The sequence below is a fragment of the Bacillus sp. PPSBB_11 genome, assembly GCF_038023285.1.
In the GTDB taxonomy this organism is placed as follows: Bacteria; Bacillota; Bacilli; order Bacillales; family Bacillaceae; genus Bacillus; species Bacillus altitudinis.
Map to the genome: position 1 here is coordinate 1,593,185 of NZ_CP150633.1, position 20,624 is coordinate 1,613,808.

Annotated in this window: 32 protein-coding genes; 29 read left to right on the plus strand and 3 right to left on the minus strand. The window is 42.2% G+C overall.

The annotated features are described in order from the left end of the window. Positions 1-5: 5 nt before the first annotated feature. The 25 genes from rpsN (at position 6) to V7L95_RS08065 (ending at position 14,979) form a co-directional block, all read left to right on the plus strand. Complete coding sequence (rpsN, locus tag V7L95_RS07945) at positions 6-191, plus strand: 30S ribosomal protein S14 (protein ID WP_008356542.1); 186 nt, start codon at positions 6-8, stop codon at positions 189-191. Between the two features lie 31 nt (positions 192-222). Continuing rightward, the gene (rpsH, locus tag V7L95_RS07950; protein WP_007496327.1) at positions 223-621 is read left to right on the plus strand and encodes a 30S ribosomal protein S8; all 399 of its coding nucleotides are present in this window, start codon (positions 223-225) and stop codon (positions 619-621) included. 31 nt (positions 622-652) lie between these two features. Next, positions 653-1,189: a 50S ribosomal protein L6 gene (gene rplF / locus V7L95_RS07955; protein ID WP_008345395.1), complete on the plus strand. Its 537-nt coding sequence runs from the start codon at positions 653-655 to the stop codon at positions 1,187-1,189. A 32-nt stretch (positions 1,190-1,221) separates the two neighbouring features. Continuing rightward, complete coding sequence (rplR, locus tag V7L95_RS07960; protein ID WP_003216951.1) at positions 1,222-1,584, plus strand: 50S ribosomal protein L18; 363 nt, start codon at positions 1,222-1,224, stop codon at positions 1,582-1,584. Positions 1,585-1,608: 24 nt separating this feature from the next. Continuing rightward, a complete protein-coding gene (rpsE, locus tag V7L95_RS07965; protein WP_007496332.1) occupies positions 1,609-2,109 on the plus strand; it encodes a 30S ribosomal protein S5 in 501 nt (166 codons plus the stop codon). A 13-nt stretch (positions 2,110-2,122) separates the two neighbouring features. Beyond that, on the plus strand, positions 2,123-2,305 hold the full coding sequence (rpmD, locus tag V7L95_RS07970) for a 50S ribosomal protein L30 (RefSeq protein ID WP_003217067.1): 183 nt from the start codon (positions 2,123-2,125) through the stop codon (positions 2,303-2,305). A gap of 30 nt (positions 2,306-2,335) precedes the next feature. Continuing rightward, on the plus strand, positions 2,336-2,776 hold the full coding sequence (gene rplO, locus V7L95_RS07975; protein WP_003216888.1) for a 50S ribosomal protein L15: 441 nt from the start codon (positions 2,336-2,338) through the stop codon (positions 2,774-2,776). Between the two features lies 1 nt (position 2,777). Beyond that, positions 2,778-4,070, plus strand: coding sequence for a preprotein translocase subunit SecY (gene secY / locus V7L95_RS07980; RefSeq protein ID WP_007496334.1), 1,293 nt, complete (start codon positions 2,778-2,780; stop codon positions 4,068-4,070). A gap of 55 nt (positions 4,071-4,125) precedes the next feature. Next, a complete protein-coding gene (locus V7L95_RS07985) occupies positions 4,126-4,779 on the plus strand; it encodes an adenylate kinase (RefSeq protein WP_007496336.1) in 654 nt (217 codons plus the stop codon). After that, a complete protein-coding gene (gene map / locus V7L95_RS07990) occupies positions 4,776-5,522 on the plus strand; it encodes a type I methionyl aminopeptidase (protein ID WP_007496338.1) in 747 nt (248 codons plus the stop codon). The genes V7L95_RS07985 and map overlap by 4 nt, the downstream gene beginning before the upstream one ends. Positions 5,523-5,832: 310 nt before the next feature. After that, the gene (infA, locus tag V7L95_RS07995) at positions 5,833-6,051 is read left to right on the plus strand and encodes a translation initiation factor IF-1 (protein WP_003217190.1); all 219 of its coding nucleotides are present in this window, start codon (positions 5,833-5,835) and stop codon (positions 6,049-6,051) included. A 31-nt stretch (positions 6,052-6,082) separates the two neighbouring features. Next, positions 6,083-6,196: a 50S ribosomal protein L36 gene (rpmJ, locus tag V7L95_RS08000; RefSeq protein ID WP_003156543.1), complete on the plus strand. Its 114-nt coding sequence runs from the start codon at positions 6,083-6,085 to the stop codon at positions 6,194-6,196. Between the two features lie 21 nt (positions 6,197-6,217). After that, positions 6,218-6,583, plus strand: a complete 366-nt coding sequence (gene rpsM / locus V7L95_RS08005; protein WP_003217023.1) for a 30S ribosomal protein S13 — start codon at positions 6,218-6,220, stop codon at positions 6,581-6,583. Positions 6,584-6,603: 20 nt separating this feature from the next. Continuing rightward, a complete protein-coding gene (gene rpsK / locus V7L95_RS08010; RefSeq protein ID WP_003217231.1) occupies positions 6,604-6,999 on the plus strand; it encodes a 30S ribosomal protein S11 in 396 nt (131 codons plus the stop codon). A gap of 175 nt (positions 7,000-7,174) precedes the next feature. After that, the gene (locus V7L95_RS08015; RefSeq protein ID WP_003217009.1) at positions 7,175-8,119 is read left to right on the plus strand and encodes a DNA-directed RNA polymerase subunit alpha; all 945 of its coding nucleotides are present in this window, start codon (positions 7,175-7,177) and stop codon (positions 8,117-8,119) included. A 75-nt stretch (positions 8,120-8,194) separates the two neighbouring features. Next, entirely contained in the window at positions 8,195-8,557 is a 363-nt protein-coding gene (rplQ, locus tag V7L95_RS08020; RefSeq protein ID WP_003216944.1) for a 50S ribosomal protein L17, read from the plus strand. Positions 8,558-8,681: 124 nt separating this feature from the next. After that, complete coding sequence (locus tag V7L95_RS08025; RefSeq protein WP_008345218.1) at positions 8,682-9,524, plus strand: energy-coupling factor ABC transporter ATP-binding protein; 843 nt, start codon at positions 8,682-8,684, stop codon at positions 9,522-9,524. Further along, positions 9,500-10,369, plus strand: a complete 870-nt coding sequence (locus V7L95_RS08030; RefSeq protein ID WP_108611653.1) for an energy-coupling factor ABC transporter ATP-binding protein — start codon at positions 9,500-9,502, stop codon at positions 10,367-10,369. The genes V7L95_RS08025 and V7L95_RS08030 overlap by 25 nt, the downstream gene beginning before the upstream one ends. Then, positions 10,366-11,163: an energy-coupling factor transporter transmembrane protein EcfT gene (locus tag V7L95_RS08035; RefSeq protein ID WP_249476447.1), complete on the plus strand. Its 798-nt coding sequence runs from the start codon at positions 10,366-10,368 to the stop codon at positions 11,161-11,163. Before V7L95_RS08030 ends, V7L95_RS08035 begins: the two co-directional genes overlap by 4 nt. 11 nt (positions 11,164-11,174) lie before the next feature. Beyond that, complete coding sequence (gene truA / locus V7L95_RS08040; protein ID WP_249476446.1) at positions 11,175-11,918, plus strand: tRNA pseudouridine(38-40) synthase TruA; 744 nt, start codon at positions 11,175-11,177, stop codon at positions 11,916-11,918. A gap of 164 nt (positions 11,919-12,082) precedes the next feature. Further along, entirely contained in the window at positions 12,083-12,520 is a 438-nt protein-coding gene (gene rplM / locus V7L95_RS08045; RefSeq protein ID WP_003217042.1) for a 50S ribosomal protein L13, read from the plus strand. Between the two features lie 20 nt (positions 12,521-12,540). After that, on the plus strand, positions 12,541-12,933 hold the full coding sequence (gene rpsI, locus V7L95_RS08050) for a 30S ribosomal protein S9 (protein WP_007496354.1): 393 nt from the start codon (positions 12,541-12,543) through the stop codon (positions 12,931-12,933). A 176-nt stretch (positions 12,934-13,109) separates the two neighbouring features. Next, positions 13,110-13,625, plus strand: coding sequence for a GNAT family protein (locus V7L95_RS08055; protein ID WP_265154658.1), 516 nt, complete (start codon positions 13,110-13,112; stop codon positions 13,623-13,625). A 97-nt stretch (positions 13,626-13,722) separates the two neighbouring features. Then, on the plus strand, positions 13,723-14,469 hold the full coding sequence (locus tag V7L95_RS08060) for an amidohydrolase family protein (protein ID WP_340968754.1): 747 nt from the start codon (positions 13,723-13,725) through the stop codon (positions 14,467-14,469). A 36-nt stretch (positions 14,470-14,505) separates the two neighbouring features. Then, positions 14,506-14,979 carry a GNAT family N-acetyltransferase gene (locus V7L95_RS08065; protein ID WP_156061371.1) on the plus strand — a complete coding sequence of 158 codons (474 nt, stop codon included), beginning with the start codon at positions 14,506-14,508 and terminating at the stop codon, positions 14,977-14,979. Between the two features lie 28 nt (positions 14,980-15,007). Here V7L95_RS08065 and V7L95_RS08070 read toward each other — a convergent pair whose 3' ends face one another. Continuing rightward, positions 15,008-15,580 (minus strand): DUF4825 domain-containing protein, encoded by a 573-nt coding sequence (locus V7L95_RS08070; RefSeq protein WP_035703913.1) that lies wholly within the window; start codon positions 15,578-15,580, stop codon positions 15,008-15,010. A 148-nt stretch (positions 15,581-15,728) separates the two neighbouring features. Between V7L95_RS08070 and V7L95_RS08075 the strand changes: the two genes are divergently transcribed. From V7L95_RS08075 to V7L95_RS08085, 3 genes are all read left to right on the plus strand, one after another. After that, positions 15,729-16,172, plus strand: coding sequence for a YbaK family protein (locus tag V7L95_RS08075; RefSeq protein WP_058214432.1), 444 nt, complete (start codon positions 15,729-15,731; stop codon positions 16,170-16,172). A gap of 58 nt (positions 16,173-16,230) precedes the next feature. Next, positions 16,231-16,944 carry an N-acetylmuramoyl-L-alanine amidase CwlD gene (gene cwlD / locus V7L95_RS08080; RefSeq protein WP_017359175.1) on the plus strand — a complete coding sequence of 238 codons (714 nt, stop codon included), beginning with the start codon at positions 16,231-16,233 and terminating at the stop codon, positions 16,942-16,944. A 103-nt stretch (positions 16,945-17,047) separates the two neighbouring features. Beyond that, the gene (locus tag V7L95_RS08085) at positions 17,048-18,106 is read left to right on the plus strand and encodes an Mrp/NBP35 family ATP-binding protein (RefSeq protein ID WP_008345199.1); all 1,059 of its coding nucleotides are present in this window, start codon (positions 17,048-17,050) and stop codon (positions 18,104-18,106) included. Between the two features lie 38 nt (positions 18,107-18,144). Here the strand turns inward: V7L95_RS08085 and gerD are convergent, their stop codons facing one another. Then, positions 18,145-18,723: a spore germination lipoprotein GerD gene (gene gerD, locus V7L95_RS08090; RefSeq protein WP_057078713.1), complete on the minus strand. Its 579-nt coding sequence runs from the start codon at positions 18,721-18,723 to the stop codon at positions 18,145-18,147. Positions 18,724-18,813: 90 nt separating this feature from the next. Here gerD and V7L95_RS08095 point away from each other — a divergent pair, with 90 nt between their 5' ends. After that, entirely contained in the window at positions 18,814-19,416 is a 603-nt protein-coding gene (locus V7L95_RS08095) for a KinB-signaling pathway activation protein (protein WP_008345196.1), read from the plus strand. Here the strand turns inward: V7L95_RS08095 and pdaB are convergent. Beyond that, positions 19,409-20,173: a polysaccharide deacetylase family sporulation protein PdaB gene (pdaB, locus tag V7L95_RS08100; protein WP_057078711.1), complete on the minus strand. Its 765-nt coding sequence runs from the start codon at positions 20,171-20,173 to the stop codon at positions 19,409-19,411. The genes V7L95_RS08095 and pdaB overlap by 8 nt on opposite strands. Positions 20,174-20,624: the final 451 nt, after the last annotated feature.

Genomic DNA, 20,624 nt, shown 5'->3' on the forward strand with positions numbered 1-20,624 from the left:
AAATCGTGGCTAAAAAGTCTATGATTGCGAAACAACAACGCAAACAAAAGTTTAAAGTTCAAGAGTATACGCGCTGCGAACGTTGTGGACGTCCACATTCAGTAATTCGCAAGTTTAAACTTTGCCGTATTTGTTTCCGCGAACTTGCATATAAAGGACAAATTCCTGGCGTTAAAAAAGCCAGCTGGTAATCCCCATAAATGGGAAGGAGGTTATTAAATAATGGTTATGACAGATCCGATTGCAGATTTGCTGACTCGTATTCGCAATGCGAACATGGTACGTCATGAGAAGCTAGAAGTACCGGCTTCAAAAATCAAAAGAGAAATTGCTGAAATTTTAAAGCGTGAAGGTTTTATCCGTGACGTTGAGTACGTCGAAGACAGCAAACAAGGAATTATCCGTTTGTTCCTTAAATACGGCCAAAACAACGAACGTGTTATCACTGGTCTTAAAAGAATCAGTAAACCTGGTTTACGCGTATATGCGAAATCAAATGAAGTACCACGTGTACTTAACGGACTTGGAATCGCAATTATTTCTACATCACAAGGTGTTTTATCGGACAAAGAAGCCCGTGCTAAACAAGCTGGTGGAGAAGTACTTGCTTACGTATGGTAAAAAAAGTTTAAGATGAATGGAGGTGCTTGGTATGTCTCGTATAGGTAAAAAGCTAATCGAGATCCCTTCAGGAGTAACTGTGACAAACAACGATAACACAGTGACAGTAAAGGGACCAAAAGGTGAACTAACTCGTGCATTTCACCCTGATATGGAAATTAAAATTGAGGACAACGTCTTAACTGTAAGCCGTCCGTCTGAAAATAAAGAACACCGTGCATTACATGGTACAACACGTAGCTTAATTGCAAACATGGTTGAAGGTGTATCTAAAGGTTTCGAAAGAGGTTTAGAACTAATCGGTGTCGGTTACCGTGCTGCTAAATCTGGAAACAAACTTGTTCTTAACGTTGGATACTCTCACCCAGTTGAAATCGTTCCTGAGGCTGGAGTTGAAGTAGAAGTTCCATCTCAAACGAAAGTAATCGTTAAAGGTATCGATAAAGAGCGTGTAGGAGCTCTAGCTTCTAACATCCGCGCTGTCCGTGCTCCAGAGCCTTACAAAGGTAAAGGAATTCGTTACGAAGGTGAATTCGTTCGCCGTAAAGAAGGAAAAACTGGTAAGTAAGATCGCTTAATGTGAAGAAAGGAGTGACTCGGATGATTACGAAAACTAGCAAAAACGCTACTCGTCTTAAAAGACACGCTCGTGTTCGTGCGAAACTTTCAGGTACTGCTGAAAGACCTCGCCTTAACGTTTTCCGTTCTAACAAGAACATCTACGCTCAAGTAATTGATGATGTTAACGGTGTAACACTTGTAAGTGCTTCTACTCTTGATAAAGAGTTAAAGATCGAGAATAGTTCTGACGCTGCAGCTGCTACTAAAGTTGGCGAACTTGTTGCAAAACGTGCTGTTGAAAAAGGCATCTCTAACGTGGTATTTGACCGCGGAGGATACTTATATCATGGACGTGTAAAAGCTCTAGCTGAAGCTGCTCGTGAGGCTGGACTTAAATTTTAATAAAAGAAGGAGGGACACATCCGAATGAGTCGTATTGACCCAAGCAAATTAGAGTTAGAAGAACGCTTAGTTACGGTTAACCGGGTAGCGAAAGTTGTTAAAGGTGGACGTCGTTTCCGTTTTGCAGCTTTAGTTGTTGTCGGTGACAAAAACGGTCATGTAGGATTCGGTACTGGTAAAGCACAAGAAGTACCAGAAGCGATCCGCAAAGCTGTTGAAGACGCGAAAAAGAATTTAATTGAAGTACCAATGGTTGGAACTACAATTCCACATGAAATCATCGGTCGATTCGGTGCAGGAAACGTTCTATTGAAGCCTGCTTCAGAAGGTACAGGAGTTATCGCTGGAGGCCCAGTGCGTGCGGTACTTGAGCTTGCTGGTCTAGCTGATATCCTTTCTAAATCTCTAGGTTCTAATACACCGATCAACATGATCCGCGCAACACTTCAAGGTTTAAGTGAACTTAAACGTGCTGAAGATGTAGCGAAGCTTCGTGGAAAATCTGTAGAAGACCTGTTAGGATAAGGAGGGAACAATAATGGCAAATAAATTAGAAATTACCCTCAAACGCAGTGTAATCGGTCGCCCGGAAGATCAGCGTGTCACTGTTCGTACTCTTGGTCTAAAGAAAACAAACCAAACAGTCGTACATGAAGACAATGCAGCGATCCGCGGCATGATTAACAAGGTGTCTCATTTAGTTTCTGTTAAAGAACAATAAAACATTTTTAATCGATAAGGAGGTGCCCAAATGAAACTTCATGAATTGAAGCCTTCAGAAGGTTCACGTAAAGTACGCAACCGTGTTGGTCGTGGTATTGGATCAGGTAACGGTAAAACTTCTGGTAAAGGTCATAAAGGTCAAAACGCTCGTTCTGGCGGCGGTGTACGCCCTGGATTCGAAGGTGGTCAAATGCCTTTATTCCAACGCCTTCCAAAACGTGGTTTTACAAACATCAACCGTAAAGATTACGCGGTAATCAACTTAGACAGATTAAACAGTTTTGACGAAGGAACGGAAGTCACTCCTGAACTTCTTCTAGAGACTGGTGCAATAAGCAAGTTAAAAGCAGGAGTAAAAATTCTTGGCAACGGTAAATTAGAAAAAAAATTAACTGTAAAAGCCAATAAATTCTCTGCTTCTGCTAAAGAAGCGATTGAAGCTGCTGGCGGTACAGCCGAGGTGATCTAACTTGTTTAAGACAATCTCCAATTTTATGCGTGTGAAAGATATACGGAATAAGATTATATTTACACTTTTAATGTTAGTCGTCTTTCGTATAGGTGCTTTCATCCCTGTGCCTAATGTGAACGCCGAAGTTCTCCAGGCACAGGATCAAATGAGTGTTTTCGGAATCCTCAATACGTTTGGGGGCGGGGCACTTTTCCAATTCTCCATTCTTGCAATGGGGATTATGCCGTATATCACTGCTTCGATCATCATCCAGCTCTTGCAGATGGATGTTGTACCGAAGTTTACTGAGTGGTCAAAGCAAGGAGAGGTTGGCCGCCGAAAATTAGCACAATTCACAAGGTATTTTACAATTGTTCTAGGATTTATCCAGGCGTTAGGAATGTCATATGGATTTAACAATATGGCAGGAGGCATGCTGATTGAAAACCCAGGTGTTTCAACGTATCTCTTAATTGCGGTCGTACTCACTGCGGGAACAGCATTTTTAATGTGGCTGGGAGAGCAGATTACTGCTCACGGTGTTGGTAACGGTATTTCGATTATTATCTTTGCCGGTATCATCGCAGGTATCCCTCAAACATTAAAGCAAGTGTACGCTCAGCAATTTGTAGGTGGAGATGGACAGCTGTTCATGCAAATCCTGAAAATTGCCCTTATTGTGATTGCTATTCTTGTCATTGTTATCGGTGTTATTTACATTCAAATGGCAGTGAGAAAGATTGCGATTCAATATTCAAAAGGAACTGGCCGTGCACAAATGTCTGCTAGTCAAGCAACGCACCTTCCATTGAAAGTGAATCCAGCAGGGGTGATTCCAGTCATCTTTGCCGTTTCGTTCATTATTACTCCGCAGACGATCGCATCGTTCTTCGGAACAAATAATGTGACAACCTGGATAACTAACAACTTTGACTATACTAAGCCAATCGGTATGACGATTTATGTAGCACTGATTGTTGCTTTCACATATTTTTATGCCTTTGTCCAAGTAAACCCTGAACAAATGGCTGAAAATCTGCAAAAGCAGGGTGGCTATATCCCGGGAGTTCGTCCAGGGAAAATGACTCAAGATAGAATTACGAGCATTTTGTACCGACTCACGTTTGTGGGCGCCATTTTCTTAGCCGTGATTTCAATACTTCCTATCTTTTTCATTCAATTCGCTGGATTACCTTCCGCTGCACAAATTGGCGGCACAAGTCTTCTCATTGTTGTAGGTGTTGCACTTGAAACAATGAAACAGCTTGAAAGCCAATTAGTGAAACGAAACTACCGTGGATTTATGAAATAAAACAGAGGGCTGGGCTCCTGCCCAACCTCTCTAAGTAAGGAAGGGGAAATCCGAAATGAACTTAGTCTTAATGGGGCTTCCGGGTGCTGGTAAAGGCACTCAGGCAGAACGAATTGTTGATGATTATGGGATCCCTCATATCTCAACAGGAGATATGTTCCGTGCTGCTATGAAAGAGGAGACACAACTTGGGCTCGAAGCAAAATCCTTTATCGATAAAGGAGAGCTTGTTCCTGATGAGGTCACAATCGGTATTGTTAGAGAAAGACTTGGCAAGAATGATTGTGAACAAGGTTTTCTTCTGGACGGATTTCCGCGAACAGTCGCTCAGGCTGAAGCTTTAGAAGACATTCTAAAGGACCTTGGCAGAACGATTGATTATGTCATTAATATTAAAGTCGATAAAGATGCTTTGATGGAGCGTCTGACTGGCCGAAGAATTTGCAAAGATTGCGGAGCAACATATCATTTAGTATTCAATCCACCTGCGAAAGAAAATGTTTGTGACAAGTGTGGAGGCGAGCTTTATCAACGTGCAGATGATAATGCAGAAACTGTTTCGACAAGACTTGAAGTGAACTTAAAGCAGACTGAACCTTTACTGAATTTCTATTCAGAAAAAGGATATCTTGCAAACATTGATGGTGCGAAGCACATTAACGATGTTTACGCTGATATCAAGGACCTGCTTGGGGGATTAAATAAATGATTATCTGTAAAACTCCTCGCGAGCTTGAGATTATGAGAGAAGCTGGACGCATTGTCGCACTGACTCATGAAGAGCTGAAGAAACACATAAAACCAGGTATTTCGACAAAAGAATTGGATCAAATTGCCGAACGTTTTATTACAAAGCAGGGTGCAATCCCATCTTTTAAAGGGTATAATGGTTTTCGCGGGAGCATTTGCGTTTCGGTGAATGAAGAACTCGTTCACGGTATTCCTGGTAAACGGGTTTTACGTGATGGAGACATCATTAGTATCGATATCGGCGCAAAGTTAAATGGCTATCATGGTGACTCTGCTTGGACTTATCCAGTTGGGGTAATCAGTGATGAGGACCGCAAACTACTGGAAGTCACAGAGGAATCTCTATATAAGGGCTTACAGGAAGCAAAGCCAGGTGAACGTCTGTCAAACATTTCCCATGCCATACAAACGTATGTTGAAGGTGAGAATTTCTCAGTTGTTAGAGAATATGTTGGACATGGGGTCGGACAGGATCTTCATGAGGACCCTCAAATTCCTCATTATGGTCCGCCGAACAAAGGCCCACGGCTCAAACCTGGAATGGTGTTGGCCATCGAACCGATGGTGAACGCAGGCAGCCGATATGTGAAAACACTGGCTGATAACTGGACGGTTGTAACGGTTGATGGGAAAAAGTGTGCTCACTTTGAGCATACGATTGCGATTACAGATACAGGTTTTGATATACTGACTAAGATTTAGGTCTTCACTGAAGCCTTTCAGGCCCAAATCGGGCAGGTTGTCTGTATAGTCCAAGGAAAGAACAAGATCAGTATACAGTTGTCATCGGCGTGTTCGATGGCTGCCATGTACTAATCGCAGACGGAGAAAAGCGTAAATTCATTCTCCTAAGAAAAAATATCAATCATTTAACCTTTTATGATTGCGTATCTCCGGAAGTTCAGAACAGTATATTCAAAACAGGTCGGGTGATAGATGGACAATTGAGAACATCTCAATTGGACATTTATCAGAGAGCAAGTTACTGATTTGAAGAAGGGAGAACACTTGAATGGCGAAAGACGATGTAATTGAAGTGGAAGGTACTGTAGCAGAAACTTTGCCAAATGCAATGTTCAAAGTTGAACTAGAGAATGGTCATACAGTTTTGGCTCATGTATCAGGAAAAATCCGTATGCACTTCATTCGCATTTTACCTGGAGACAAAGTTACGGTAGAATTATCTCCATATGACTTAACTCGTGGTAGAATTACGTACCGTTACAAATAAAGCAACTCCGGAAGAAGGAGGTTGGAAACACATGAAAGTGAGACCATCTGTTAAACCTATCTGTGAAAAATGTAAAGTGATTCGCAGAAAAGGAAAAGTAATGGTGATCTGTGAAAACCCAAAACATAAACAAAAACAAGGCTAATAACAAGGAGGTGCCCAAATCATGGCTCGTATTGCTGGTGTAGATATTCCACGTGATAAGCGTGTTGTCATTTCTTTAACATATGTTTTTGGAATTGGTCGTACGACGGCTCAACAAGTCCTTAAAGAAGCAGGTGTTTCTGAAGACACTCGCGTTCGCGATCTAACTGAAGACGAACTAGGTAAAATCCGTGATATCATTGACAAACTTAAAGTAGAAGGTGACCTTCGTCGTGAAGTTTCACTTAACATTAAGCGTCTAATTGAAATCGGAAGCTACCGCGGAATCCGTCATCGTAGAGGACTTCCTGTTCGTGGACAAAACACAAAAAACAACGCGCGCACTCGTAAAGGTCCGCGTCGTACTGTAGCTAACAAGAAAAAATAAGTAAAGGAGGTAGTTAAAGAATGGCTGCTGCTCGTAAACAAAATACGCGTAAACGTCGCGTGAAAAAGAATATTGAAGCTGGAATCGCTCATATCCGTTCCACTTTCAACAACACGATTGTAACGATTACTGATGTTCATGGAAACGCAATTTCTTGGTCAAGTGCTGGTGCATTAGGATTCAGAGGTTCTCGTAAATCTACTCCTTTCGCTGCACAAATGGCTGCTGAAACTGCTGCTAAAGGTTCTATCGAACATGGTCTTAAAACACTTGAAGTAACTGTTAAAGGTCCTGGTTCTGGTCGTGAAGCTGCAATTCGTGCGCTTCAAGCTGCAGGTCTTGAAGTTACTGCAATCAGAGACGTAACTCCAGTTCCTCATAACGGATGCCGTCCACCAAAACGTCGCCGCGTGTAATTTGTTTGTATAGATTTTGTGTCCCTGTCAATAATGGGTTATGATACAGTTATTTATGAGACGAATACACGACTCGTTGCCTGAGCACATACGGGACTAAACAATGAGGAATTTCGGATGGAATCTCATATGATTCTATTCGAGGTTTCGACGTTTTGAAGGAGGGTTTTATTAGATGATCGAAATTGAAAAACCAAAAATCGAAACGGTTGAAATCAGCGACGATGCCAAGTATGGCAAGTTTGTCGTAGAGCCACTTGAGCGTGGATATGGTACCACTTTAGGGAACTCCCTTCGTCGTATCCTTTTATCCTCACTTCCTGGTGCAGCTGTAACATCGATCCAGATAGATGGTGTCTTACACGAATTCTCAACGATCGAAGGCGTGGTTGAAGATGTTACAACGATTATCTTAAACATTAAAAAGCTTGCACTCAAAATCTACTCTGAAGAAGAGAAGACGCTTGAAATTGATGTACAAGATGAAGGAACTGTAACAGCTGCTGATATTACACACGACAGCGATATTGAAATCTTAAATCCAGATCTTCACATCGCAACTCTTGGCAAAAATGCGAGCTTCCGTGTTCGTTTGACTGCACAAAGAGGTCGCGGGTATAATCCTGCTGATGCAAACAAAAGAGACGATCAGCCTATCGGCGTGATTCCGATCGACTCAATCTATACACCTGTATCTCGTGTAACTTATCAAGTGGAGAACACCCGTGTTGGGCAAATCACAAACTATGATAAATTAACACTAGATGTATGGACTGATGGAAGCACAGGACCGAAAGAAGCGATCGCTCTAGGTTCTAAGATTTTAACTGAACACCTAAATATTTTCGTTGGGTTAACTGACGAAGCTCAGCATGCAGAAATCATGGTTGAAAAAGAAGAAGACCAAAAAGAAAAAGTGCTTGAAATGACAATTGAAGAGCTTGATCTTTCTGTTCGTTCTTACAACTGTTTGAAGCGTGCGGGTATTAACACTGTTCAAGAGCTTGCTAACAAGACAGAAGAGGATATGATGAAAGTTCGTAACCTTGGACGTAAATCTCTTGAAGAAGTGAAAGCGAAACTAGAAGAACTTGGACTGGGTCTTCGTAAAGACGATTGACTAGTTTCATTGTGAACTAGGATTTTCGTGTGTTTTTTATTCATACAGCATCTCTAATTAAGGAGGGGACATCACATGGCATACAGAAAGCTAGGACGCACTAGTGCACAACGTAAAGCAATGCTTCGTGACCTAACGACTGATTTGATCATCAACGAACGCATCGAAACAACTGAAACACGTGCGAAAGAACTTCGCTCTGTAGTTGAAAAAATGATCACTCTTGGCAAACGCGGAGATCTTCATGCTCGCCGTCAAGCTGCAGCTTACATTCGTAACGAAGTAGCTAACGCTGAAACAAACCAAGATGCACTTCAAAAATTATTCGCTGACGTTGCAACTCGCTACGAAGATCGCCAAGGTGGATACACTCGTATCATGAAGCTTGGACCTCGTCGCGGCGATGGCGCACCAATGGCTGTCATTGAATTAGTTTAATCACATATCGTGTATCTAAGAAAGGGCGGGACAGTTCATAACTGGATCTATGCCCTTTTTTAGATACTACGGCTTTTTAGCAATAGGCAAAGTAGAGGTTGAGCTGAGAGGAGGTCCGGTAGAGATGGAGAAGACATTAATTGACGTAAAAGACATTGTATTTCGTTATCACAAAGATGCGGACAAGCCCGCTTTAGACCAAGTGTCATTGCATGTGAATCAAAATGAATGGCTTGCCATTGTTGGCCACAACGGTTCAGGTAAATCCACACTTGCCCGTGTACTGAATGGGCTCATTTTACCGGATGCAGGGACGGTCAAGGTTGGTGAGATTGAGCTGAAAGAAGAAAGTGTTTGGGATATTCGCAAAAAGGTCGGTATGGTCTTTCAAAACCCAGACAACCAATTCGTTGGCTCAACAGTTCGTGATGATGTGGCTTTTGGTTTAGAAAATAACGGGGTTGAGCGGGAATTGATGATAGAGCGTGTAGATTGGGCTGTCAAACAGGTCAATATGCAGGAGTTTCTTGATCAAGAGCCGCACCATCTATCAGGCGGGCAAAAGCAGAGAGTAGCGATCGCTGGTGTACTTGCCGCAAGCCCTGACATCATGATCTTGGATGAAGCAACATCAATGCTTGATCCGATTGGCCGTGAAGAAGTGTTAGAAACCGTCAGACTGCTGAAGGAACAAGGAACGGTCACGGTCATTTCCATCACACATGATTTAGACGAGGCTGCGAAGGCAGACCGCGTTATTGTGATGAATGGTGGGAAGAAATTTGCCGAGGGAACACCAGAGGAAGTATTTGAACTAGATGAACAGCTGGTTCAGATTGGACTTGATCTGCCATTTTCCTACCGGTTGAGTAAGCAATTGAAGCAGCAAGGTGTGCCGCTTGCAAATGCCCATTTGACACAAGAAGGATTGGTGAAAGAGCTATGGACATTACGATCAAAGAATTAGAGCATCGTTATCAAATGAAAACGCCGTTTGAGCGTCTCGCTTTGTATGATGTCAATGCTTCCATCAAAGAAGGCAGCTATGTTGCTGTCATCGGTCATACGGGTTCTGGCAAGTCGACATTGTTGCAACATTTAAATGGACTGCTCAAACCAACAAAGGGGAGCATTGCGCTTGGAGATACGGTCTTACAAGCCAATAAAAAGCAGAAGGAACTGAAATCTCTTCGCAAAAAGGTAGGTATCGTGTTTCAGTTTCCTGAACATCAGCTCTTTGAGGAGACGATTCTGAAGGATATCTGTTTTGGTCCGATGAACTTCGGCCTTCCAAAAGAAAAGGCAGAAGCCAAGGCTAAAGAGATGCTGAAGCTTGTAGGCCTTCCTGAATCCTTGTTATCTCGATCACCCTTTGAATTAAGCGGTGGTCAAATGAGACGTGTGGCGATTGCAGGTGTTCTAGCGATGGAGCCAGAAGTCCTTGTGCTTGATGAGCCGACTGCGGGATTAGATCCACGCGGACGTAAAGAAATCATGGACATGTTCTATGAACTTCATCAAAAAGCCAACCTGACGACGATCCTTGTGACACACAGTATGGAAGATGCCGCTCATTATGCGGATCAAATGATTGTGATGCACAAAGGAACAGTAAAGGCGACAGGTACGCCGAGGGAGCTATTTGCCAATCGTACCGACATGTCTTCTTTCGGACTGGACCTCCCGGAAACGATCAAATTCCAGCAGGCTGTCGAAGAAAAGCTGGGGATGACGTTTCCAAGACCGCTTCTGACCATGGATGAAATGGCAGAAGCCTTAACAGCTTTATATCAGGAGGACACGACATCATGATGGATAGTATGATTATCGGCAAATATGTGCCAGGTACATCCTTTGTCCATCGTCTTGATCCAAGGACAAAGCTGTTATCAATTTTCTTTTTTGTCTTTATTGTCTTTTTTGCGAATAACTACATCACTTACGGGCTTTTAGGGGTCTTTACGATCCTTGTGGTGATGGTGTCTCAGGTGCCGCTGTACTTTATTCTCAAAGGAATGAAACCCATCCTTTGGATTGTTCTGTTTACCTTTATTCTGCATATCTTCATGACAAAGGATGGCGCTTTGCTCTTTCACTTTGGTTTTCTGAATATTTATGAAGAAGGTCTAAAACAGGGGATTTTCATTTCACTCCGTTTTGTCTATCTCATCATGATGACAACACTTCTGACGTTGACCACAACGCCTATTGAAGTGACAGACGGTATGGAGAAGCTGCTGCATCCTTTCCGTAAAATCAAGCTACCTGTTCATGAACTTGCTCTTATGATGTCTATCTCTCTTCGATTTATTCCGACTTTACTCGAAGAAACAGACAAAATCATGAAAGCCCAAATGGCAAGAGGTGTTGATTTTACAAGCGGGCCCGTGAAAGATCGTTTAAAAGCGATTGTTCCATTGCTTGTCCCGCTTTTCGTCAGTGCGTTTAAGCGTGCGGAGGAATTGGCGACCGCTATGGAAGCGAGAGGCTACCGCGGGGGAGAAGGGCGTACGAAATACCGTCAGCTTGTCTGGGGCCTGAAAGACACGTTCACGCTGCTTTTATTCATCCTGTTAACAGCACTCCTTGTGCTGCTTAGAAATTAGGTGATGCCTAGATGAAAGTAAAATGTACCGTATCATACGATGGGACACATTTTAAAGGGTATCAAGTGCAACCAGGACAGCGAACCATTCAGACGGAGATTGAATCTGCCCTTGCTAGAATGCATAAACAAGACGAACTGATTCCGATTGTGGCTTCTGGCCGGACAGACAGTGGTGTTCATGCAAAGGGGCAGGTCATCCATTTCGACACCCCGCTTGCCATCCCGATGGAAAGATGGCCTTTTGCCCTTAATAGTCTCCTGCCTGATGACATCAGGGTTCTAAAGGCTGAGAAAGTGAATGAATCGTTTCATGCACGTTTTAGTGTCGTTTCGAAGGAGTACCGTTATAGGGTCTCAACGGAAACGCACCAAAATGTGTTCACGAGACAGTATGCATGCCACTATCCTTACCCGCTGGATGTCGACAAAATGAGAGAAGCTGCTGAACACCTGATTGGCACACACGATTTTACAAGCTTTTGTGCGGCCAATACAGAGGTTCAGGACAAGATGAGGGAGATTTACGCCCTTGAGTGGAAAAACGTCTCAGACGGGCTTGAAATGCGTGTGAGAGGGAATGGCTTTTTATACAACATGGTGCGAATTATCGCTGGAACGTTACTTGAAATTGGTTCTGGTAAATTTCACCCTGAGGAGATAAAAGCCATGCTTGCCGCCCGAAATCGCGAAGCGGCAGGCAAGACTGCGCCCAGTCACGGACTGTATTTATGGGAAGTTTTCTATGACAACTAAACCAGGTGTAACATGTTCTTGACACAGGAAGCAGAAAGTTATAAGATATCATATGGTATGTATTTCAACCCCACAAATAAGCCCCGGAAGACTTATCTGTGTTTTGAAATAGAACGTAGCATTTGATTCAGGAAAATTCATTGATTTATTTAGGAGGGAAACTCATGCGTACAACACCAATGGCGAACGCAAGCACAATTGAGCGCAAATGGCTAGTGGTTGATGCGGCAGGTAAGACTCTAGGTCGTCTTTCTACTGAAGTAGCATCACTTTTGCGCGGTAAGCACAAACCAACTTATACACCACACGTTGACACAGGTGATCACGTGATCATCATCAATGCTGAGAAAATTGAATTAACAGGTAAGAAATTGACGGACAAAATTTACTACCGTCATACGATGCACCCAGGTGGTTTGAAACAAAGAACTGCTCTTGAGATGCGTACAAACTACCCTGAAAAAATGTTGGAGCTTGCTATCAAAGGTATGCTTCCAAAGGGTCCACTAGGTCGTCAAATGTTCAAAAAATTAAATGTGTACCGTGGTTCTGAGCATCCACATCAAGCACAACAACCTGAAGTTTACGAACTTCGCGGTTAATTATAAGGGAGGTTAACAATTTGGCACAGGTTCAATATTACGGTACAGGTCGTCGTAAAAGTTCTGTAGCGCGCGTTCGCTTAGTTCCAGGTGAAGGCCGTATCGTCGTTAATAATCGTGAAATTACTGAATACATTCCATTCGCTGCTTTAATCGAAGACGTGAAACAGCCTTTGAACATCACAGAAACAGCTAACAGCTACGATGTTCTTGTAAATGTTCACGGTGGTGGATTCTCTGGTCAAGCTGGAGCAATTCGTCACGGTATCTCTCGTGCTCTTCTAGAAGTAGATCCTGAGTACCGTACACCACTTAAACGTGCTGGACTTCTTACTCGTGACTCTCGTATGAAAGAGCGTAAGAAATACGGTCTTAAAGGCGCACGTCGCGCACCTCAGTTCTCAAAACGTTAATCAATTTTATATTGTATGGACGTTTTACAAGGGTTTGTACAGACAAACCCTATATGAAAAGCATCAGCATCCTGCTGGTGCTTTTTTATTTGTGTTTTTTTCTGTCTGGAAACATATAAAATAGGATCATAGTCAGGTTTCTGTTTAAAAAATGATGTTAAAGGGGGATGGCATTTATGAATCTAACAACAGAAAGATGTTTCATTCGACCGTTTATTGAGGATGATTGGCAAGATGTCTATGCATATACATCTGATCTAGCGGTGATGAAGTATATGCCAGAAGGTGTTTTTTCTAAAGAAGAGGCGCAGGAATTTGTCAAAAATAATCGTCTTGAGACGGGCAAGAATTTTGCTGTTCTATTAAAAGAAGATCATACATGCATCGGGCATATCGTGTTTCATCCTTACTTTGGTAAGCACACATATGAAATTGGCTGGGTCTTCAATTCTGCATATCAAAACAAAGGCTTTGCTTCTGAAGCGGCTTATGCTGTCCTACATCATGGTTTTCACACAATGAATTTACATCGAATCATTGCCACTTGTCAGCCTGAAAATGTGCCGTCATGGAGAGTGATGGAGAAAATGGGGATGAGGAGAGAGGGATATTTTAAACAGTGTATCCCACAAGAAAATGAGTGGTGGGATGAGTTTTACTATGCCATCTTACGAGAGGAATGGAAAACTTGATAAGTTTTCATGATATGAAGTAATTCGTCATTCCAATTATTCTTTGGCTTTCGCTATTGATACAATCAGGTCAAATAAGCAGAAGAGGGGTGCGGGCATGAGGATCTTTGATGCACATTTTCATATCATTGATTTTAATTTTCCCATTCAAGAAAACCAAGGATATACACCGCCGAGTTATGTGGTGAATGATTATAGGAGAGAGACGGCTGATTTAGGGATTGTAGGTGGAGCGATTGTATCAGGGTCATTTCAGGGCTTTGATCAAGGCTATTTGTTAAAAGCACTCGATGAAATGGGACCAGCTTTTTGCGGTGTGACACAATTACCTTTTACAGCAACTGACGATGAGATTGTTCATTTGGATCAACATGGGGTCAAGGCTTTACGTTTTAATGTGAAGCGGGGCGGTTCGGAGGATATTTCAAAGCTCGACTATTTTGCGAGAAGGGTGTATGAGCTGGCTGGGTGGCATAGTGAGATTTACATAGACGCTAAGCATCTCCCTGACATCTCATCAACGCTTGAACAGCTGCCGGCCGTTTCCATTGATCATCTAGGCTTATCTGAAGAAGGTTTGCCGCATTTGCTCAAGCTGGTTGATAAAGGGGTTCGTGTGAAAGCGACTGGCTTTGGGCGTGTTGATTTAAAGGTCGAACATGCATTGACGTCTATTTATCAAACGAATCCTGATGCACTGATGTTTGGTACAGATCTTCCATCTACAAGGGCGAAACGTCCATTTGAATACGGTGATATTGAATTGATTCAACAGATGTTTGATGAGGAAGCAGGGGATAAAATTTTATATGAAAACGCTGTTAATTGGTATTTTGGCGAATGAATAAAAGTTTCCGTTCCATTATAGGAGGTGTGTTCATTGAATCTGAATCAATTGACATTTAGAGAAGCCGTCCAAGGAGACCTCGACAACATCGTTTTGATGCTTTCAGATGACAAATTAGGCCAAAAGAGAGAACGCTACACTCGTCCATTATTAGAAAGCTACCTCAATGCCTTTCATTCGATCGAAGCGGATCCCAATATTGATTTAATCGTCGCTTGTGATCGGGAAGAGGTAGTCGGTGTTCTCCAATTAACAATGACTCCATTTCTAACGTATCAAGGAGGATGGAGAGCTTCAATAGAAGGAGTTCGCACAGCCTCGACTCATAGAGGAAGAGGAATTGGCACATTGTTGATAAAATGGGCTATTCAACGCGCAAATGACCGTGGGTGTCATATGATTCAGTTGACAACTGACAAACAGAGGCCAGAAGCACGCTGTTTTTATGAAAAATTAGGGTTTGAAGCCACGCATGATGGGATGAAGCTGCAGCTTGATTTCAAATAAAAAGCAGAAGGTGGCATCCCTCTGCTTTTTATGATTGTTTCACCGGAAACGCTTTGTATACATCTTGACGTTTATCTTTTGACTTCACAACTCCATCAACCAGTTCCTTTTGCCAAAGCGCTGTATCGTCTTTGTACACTTTAAAAGAGTGAGGCAGCTTTTTTTCTAGCTGTTTTCTTTTAAACGTGACGGATGGCTCGTCTTTAGCGTTCATCTTGAGTGTCACTTGCTCCACGTTATCGATAAGAATAAAAAGTGCCAATGCATTATATAAGTAGTTTTTTTCAATGGTATCCTTCTTATCAAACCAAAATGAATCAAACTGTTCTTCTGTATCATTGGTATTTTCTTTCACGCCGTATGTCACTTTTAGCGCTTTTTCATCTACGATTTCATACTCGCGAATCACGTTACCTGGAAGATCTGATAAAATAGCGCCGACTGCTCCATTGTCTCCAATATAAGAATTTTTGTGCTTAGAAAGCTGTTTTAAGGAAATGTCTTCTATTCCTTTCATGTCGCTTTCTTTCTCACTGGCTTGACTACTGCAAGCGGATAGAATGACTGTCATTAGTAGTAGGATATACATCCACTTTTTCATTTACTTTGCCCCTTTATCTTTTTTCTATATAAAAATTCATTATATCATAAGGTCCCATTTCCACCACTTATTTCATGATTTCCATTTACTGAACTGCATGTTTTGTTCAAACCAACGAACAATACAAAGAAAAAAAGGAGTTCAGTCCATGGCAGAAGTTCTTTCATTTTATCAATTGAAAACAAAACGAGATGTCACGCTTGAAAAGAAGCTGTTGCGTACATTGTCTCTTCAACAGGTGACGGTCGCTTCAGAGAAATTCACGAAGAAGCTGTTCCCATTTGCAGATGATCCAGCTGGGATTATGAGTGATGGCTGTATTGATTTCGCCATTGAGGCTTTTTTAGCAGGTGGGAGATATGGTGAGTCTAGTAAGTATGGTGAATCATTCGATGATATAAAAAAGCGGTCAGTTCATGAAGAAGATGAACTGGTTGAGGAGCTAGCAGGGTGTTTGCAATCGTGGGGGAATATGTTCCAAATGGAGCGTAAGATGTCGTGTCTGTATCCATTTGCGAAGGAATTTTTAAGTAAGTGGTGGCAGGAAGGCTTTCGGGAATCAGAAAAAAGGCATAAGCTTCGCCTGCACTAAGCATATTTCCAGCCCTTGTCCCATATCTATAAAATAATGGTGTATGGGAGGGACAGGGATGAAAAGAAAGCTGAAATGGACAGGGTTTTTAATCGGGTTTATTGTCCTCTTATTCTTATTCAGATTTCAGTTTCTAAATGATGATTCGTGGAAATCGTGGAACTTGCCTTTGAGCGGCAAGATCATCTATTTAGATCCGGGTCACGGCGGTCCAGATGGCGGTGCTGTTGGCGGCGAGCTGCTCGAAAAAGAGATTGCACTGGATGTGTCCATGAAGATAAGAGACTATTTGCAGGAGCAGGGAGCGCTTGTTCTCATGACCCGGGAGGATGACTCTGATTTATCATCAAAGAATACAAAGGGTTATGCCCGAAAGAAAGCGGAGGATTTGAGAAACCGTGTGAAAGTCATCAATGAGTCTGAAGCGGATCTCTATTTAAGCATACATTTAAATGCGATCCCATCGAACAAATGGAGCGGGGCCCAGACGTTTTTTTACGGAAAGTATGAAGAGAATGAAAAAGCAGCGAAGTTCATTCAAGATGAATTGCGCAACAACCTTGAAAACACAGATCGCAAGGCGAAGCGAATCAATGGGATTTATTTAATGCAAAATGTCACGAAGCCAGGAGCGCTTGTCGAAATAGGATTTTTATCGAATCCAAAAGAGGCTGGTCAGCTGGCGACTCCTAAATATCAGGATCAAATTGCTGCTTCGATTTATAAAGGCATTCTCAGATATTTAACAGAGCAAAAAGAGCCGCCTGAATAAGGGGCTTTTTCCTGTTTATCGCAGGCAAAGAGGACAGACATTGTAAGGATATGTATGATATACTTGGATTGTAAACGAATTCAATAAAGGGTGAGGTTCTGCTATGATCGGACAAGATGATGTGAGAAAACTAGTTGGGAAGATGGACGAACCTTTCCTTCATATACCGCTTGGTGAGCTGGATGCCATCAAGGAAATCAGCCTAAAGCCTGAAAAAGAACATGTGAGCTTAAAAGTGGCGATTGCCAAGACAGGCACTGCTGAGCAGATGAAGCTGCAGCAAGACATCGTACAAGCTTTAAAAGCAGCGGGCGCGAACACTGTAGGACTTCGTTTTGAAGAACTGCCTCAAGAAACGCTTGAAAAATTTATGCCGTCACAGGATGAGGAAGAAAATTTGCTCAACTCTAAAAATCCGCCTGTGTTCTTAGCGATTGCGAGTGGAAAAGGCGGAGTTGGGAAATCAACTGTTTCCGTTAACCTGGCTGTGGCACTGGCTCGTCTAGGGAAAAAAGTGGGACTGATCGATGCTGATATTTACGGCTTTAGCGTACCGGATATGATGGGAATCACCGTCAGACCGACAGTTAAAGGGGAAAAGATTATTCCTGTGGAACGCTTTGGCGTCAAAGTGATTTCAATGGGCTTTTTTGTTGAAGAAAACGCACCGGTCATTTGGAGAGGACCGATGCTTGGTAAAATGCTAAATAATTTCTTCCACGAAGTAGAGTGGGGAGAATTAGATTACTTACTATTAGACCTTCCGCCTGGAACAGGTGATGTGGCACTTGATATTCATACGATGCTTCCGAGCTGTAAAGAAATCATTGTGACAACACCGCATCCAACAGCGGCTTTCGTTGCTGCTAGAGCAGGCGCAATGGCACTGCAAACAGATCACGAGGTGCTAGGGGTCGTTGAGAATATGAGTTACTATGAAAGCAAAAAAACAGGTGAGAAGGAATATGTCTTTGGAAAGGGCGGCGGGGACAAGCTGGCGGAGGAGCTGCGAGTATCAGTCCTTGGTCAAATCCCTTTAAGACAGCCTGATTGGAATGAGGACGATTTTGCACCTTCCGTCTATGATGCGAGTCATCCGACAGGGGAAGTGTATCAACACATTGCCAATAAAGTCATTGAACAATTAACAGTGAAAGCATAATGAAAGCCCGAGTGGACCTTGTGCCACTCGGGTGATGTTTAACTGCCGCTTCCTTGTGAACTGGAATCATTGCTGCTTTCAGAGACTGCTTTTTTTAGCTCATCTTCGAATTTCTTCTTATAGAGAGGGCTGCTTAATGTTTCTGTGATGACTTTCTCTAAGTGTTTTCGGAACTCTTTGCTTTTGACCAGTTCACCGTATTTCTTTTCCATTTCAGGATCCTTGAGAATATCCATCATCATTTGTTGATAGTCAGGGTCCTTCATCAATTGTTTTAACATCTTTTCATGCTGTTGCTGCATGGATTTTGCGAAAGTCTCGGCAAATTTAGAATCCTCAAAGACCTTCTTCCAGAACTCTTTGCCTTTATCAGAAGTCAGTGTTTTCTCTATTGTTTTTTTCACAGTTTGTTCATCCATTACCAAAGCTTCATTCATTGCCTCGTCATTTAATAACTGTTGAATGGCCTTTTTACCGTCATCTGTTTTCAAAATATCGACGACCATTTTTTTCGTTTCGTCATAGTCCATATTAGATGAGGATTGGGTTTTGGGAGCACAAGCTGTTAGAGATAAAAGAAGAAAACAGCTCATTATACGCAAGATGCCTTTTGACATACTGTGGCTCCTTTCGTTACATGTCTTACTTTTAATATGAATGTTTCACGTGAATTTATACATAACAAAAATAGGGGTTGGGTCAATTCAATGAAAAGTCGGGATTTAGTTCGTTTTTTCTTCTCTGTGCTGGCTGTTGGAGCGGTCATTACAAGCGTGGTAGGTTTTGCGCTGGAGTGGGGGAAATATCAGAAGCTGTTTGTATCGTTTGAGATTTTAGAGATTGCGTCTGTGTTATTTTGGTTTATTGGTGTGGGGATGATCTTTAGTGTAATCAGTCAGATGGGGTTTGTTGTCTTTTTGACGGTGCACCGGTTTGCACTGGAGATTTTCAGGTCGCATTCTTTATGGAATACCATTCAGTTATTCCTTGTGATTTTCGTGCTGTTTGATTTAGCTTATTTGCGGTTTTTGTTTTTCGGGGAGAATGAATCATTTCTTCCATACTTATGGCTGCCTGTTTTTATCGGTGTGTTTGCATTGATCGTGTCTTATTTTAAACAGCAGCAGTCCTCTAAGAAAACATTTATTTCTGCAATGTTTCTCATGGTCGTCATCACGTCGTTAGAATGGTTTCCGGCGCTTAGAGTCAATGAAGAGGACTGGCTGTATTTAATGCTATTCCCGCTATTAGGTTGTAATGCGTTTCAGTTGTTAGCTATGCCGCGGTTTTCAAAAGCAAAAGCTACTTAACCTCAGTTGACTTTGTTTTTGTATTAGAGATAAGTTCGCCAACCGTGATGTTTCTTAAATTCTTATCTTTTAAGTGTTTTAAAATAGCTGGTAAGGCTTGAGCGGTTTGGGTGGCTGAATCTGAGGCGTGAAGGAGAATGATGTCTCCGCTTTTCATTCGATCATTTACATTATGAACAATCTGGTCGACGCCCGGGTTCAGCCAATCTTGAGAATTGATGCTGTAATGGACAACGGTATAGCCATACTGTGTTGCAATTTTCAATACCGTTTCATTAAATTGCCCAGTTGGCGGTCTTAATAATTGAATGTCTTCCAGTCCAAGCTTTTGAAATGTATTTTGTGCACGGACAAGATCACGCTTAATTTCGTTTTCTTCAAGCTGGCTATAATTTTTATATGCATAGCCAAGGCTGCCAATTTGATGACCGTCCTCTTTAATCCTTTTCACAATATCCGGGTGACGCTCAGCCCAAGAAGCAGACAGGAAGAAAGTGGCGTTCTTTATATCGTACTCTCGAAGGACATTTAAAATAGGAACAGCCTTCTCGTCTCCCCAGCCAATATTAAACGTAAGGGCTGCATGTTTTGATGAGGTCTCTCCTTTATAAATTGCTCGGGGTCCTTGTTCTGTTTTAAATACCGACAGCGGCGGTGCCTTTTGTACATAAAAAAAGGTTGCAGCTGCAAGGGCTGCTACAAGAATAATGACTACTTGCTTCAGCCGTTTAATAGGCAACACATATAATCGACTCAATTCAAACACTCCTGCCTTGTCCAAGATTGTTACTTGATTGTATGCAGGACAAGGGTTTAACATGCACAATAAAACTATTTTAAAAAAAGTTCTGAAAAGGCGTTGACCAACAGAATGTTTTCGTGATATATTATTAATCGTCGCTGACACACAGTGACAAACACAAACGCTTCGGGAAATAAACTTAAAAAAAGTTGTTGACATAAGATGAAGCGAAATGTTATATTATTAAAGCCGCTAAGAACGGCGAAGATGATCTTTGAAAACTAAACAAGACAAAACGTACCTGTTAATTCGAGTTTTTATAAAAAAATCCTATGATACATCATAGGTAGTCAGTCAAACGCTGACGAAAAACAAAACTTCGGTTTTGTACTTTTTCGGAGAGTTTGATCCTGGCTCAGGACGAACGCTGGCGGCGTGCCTAATACATGCAAGTCGAGCGGACAGA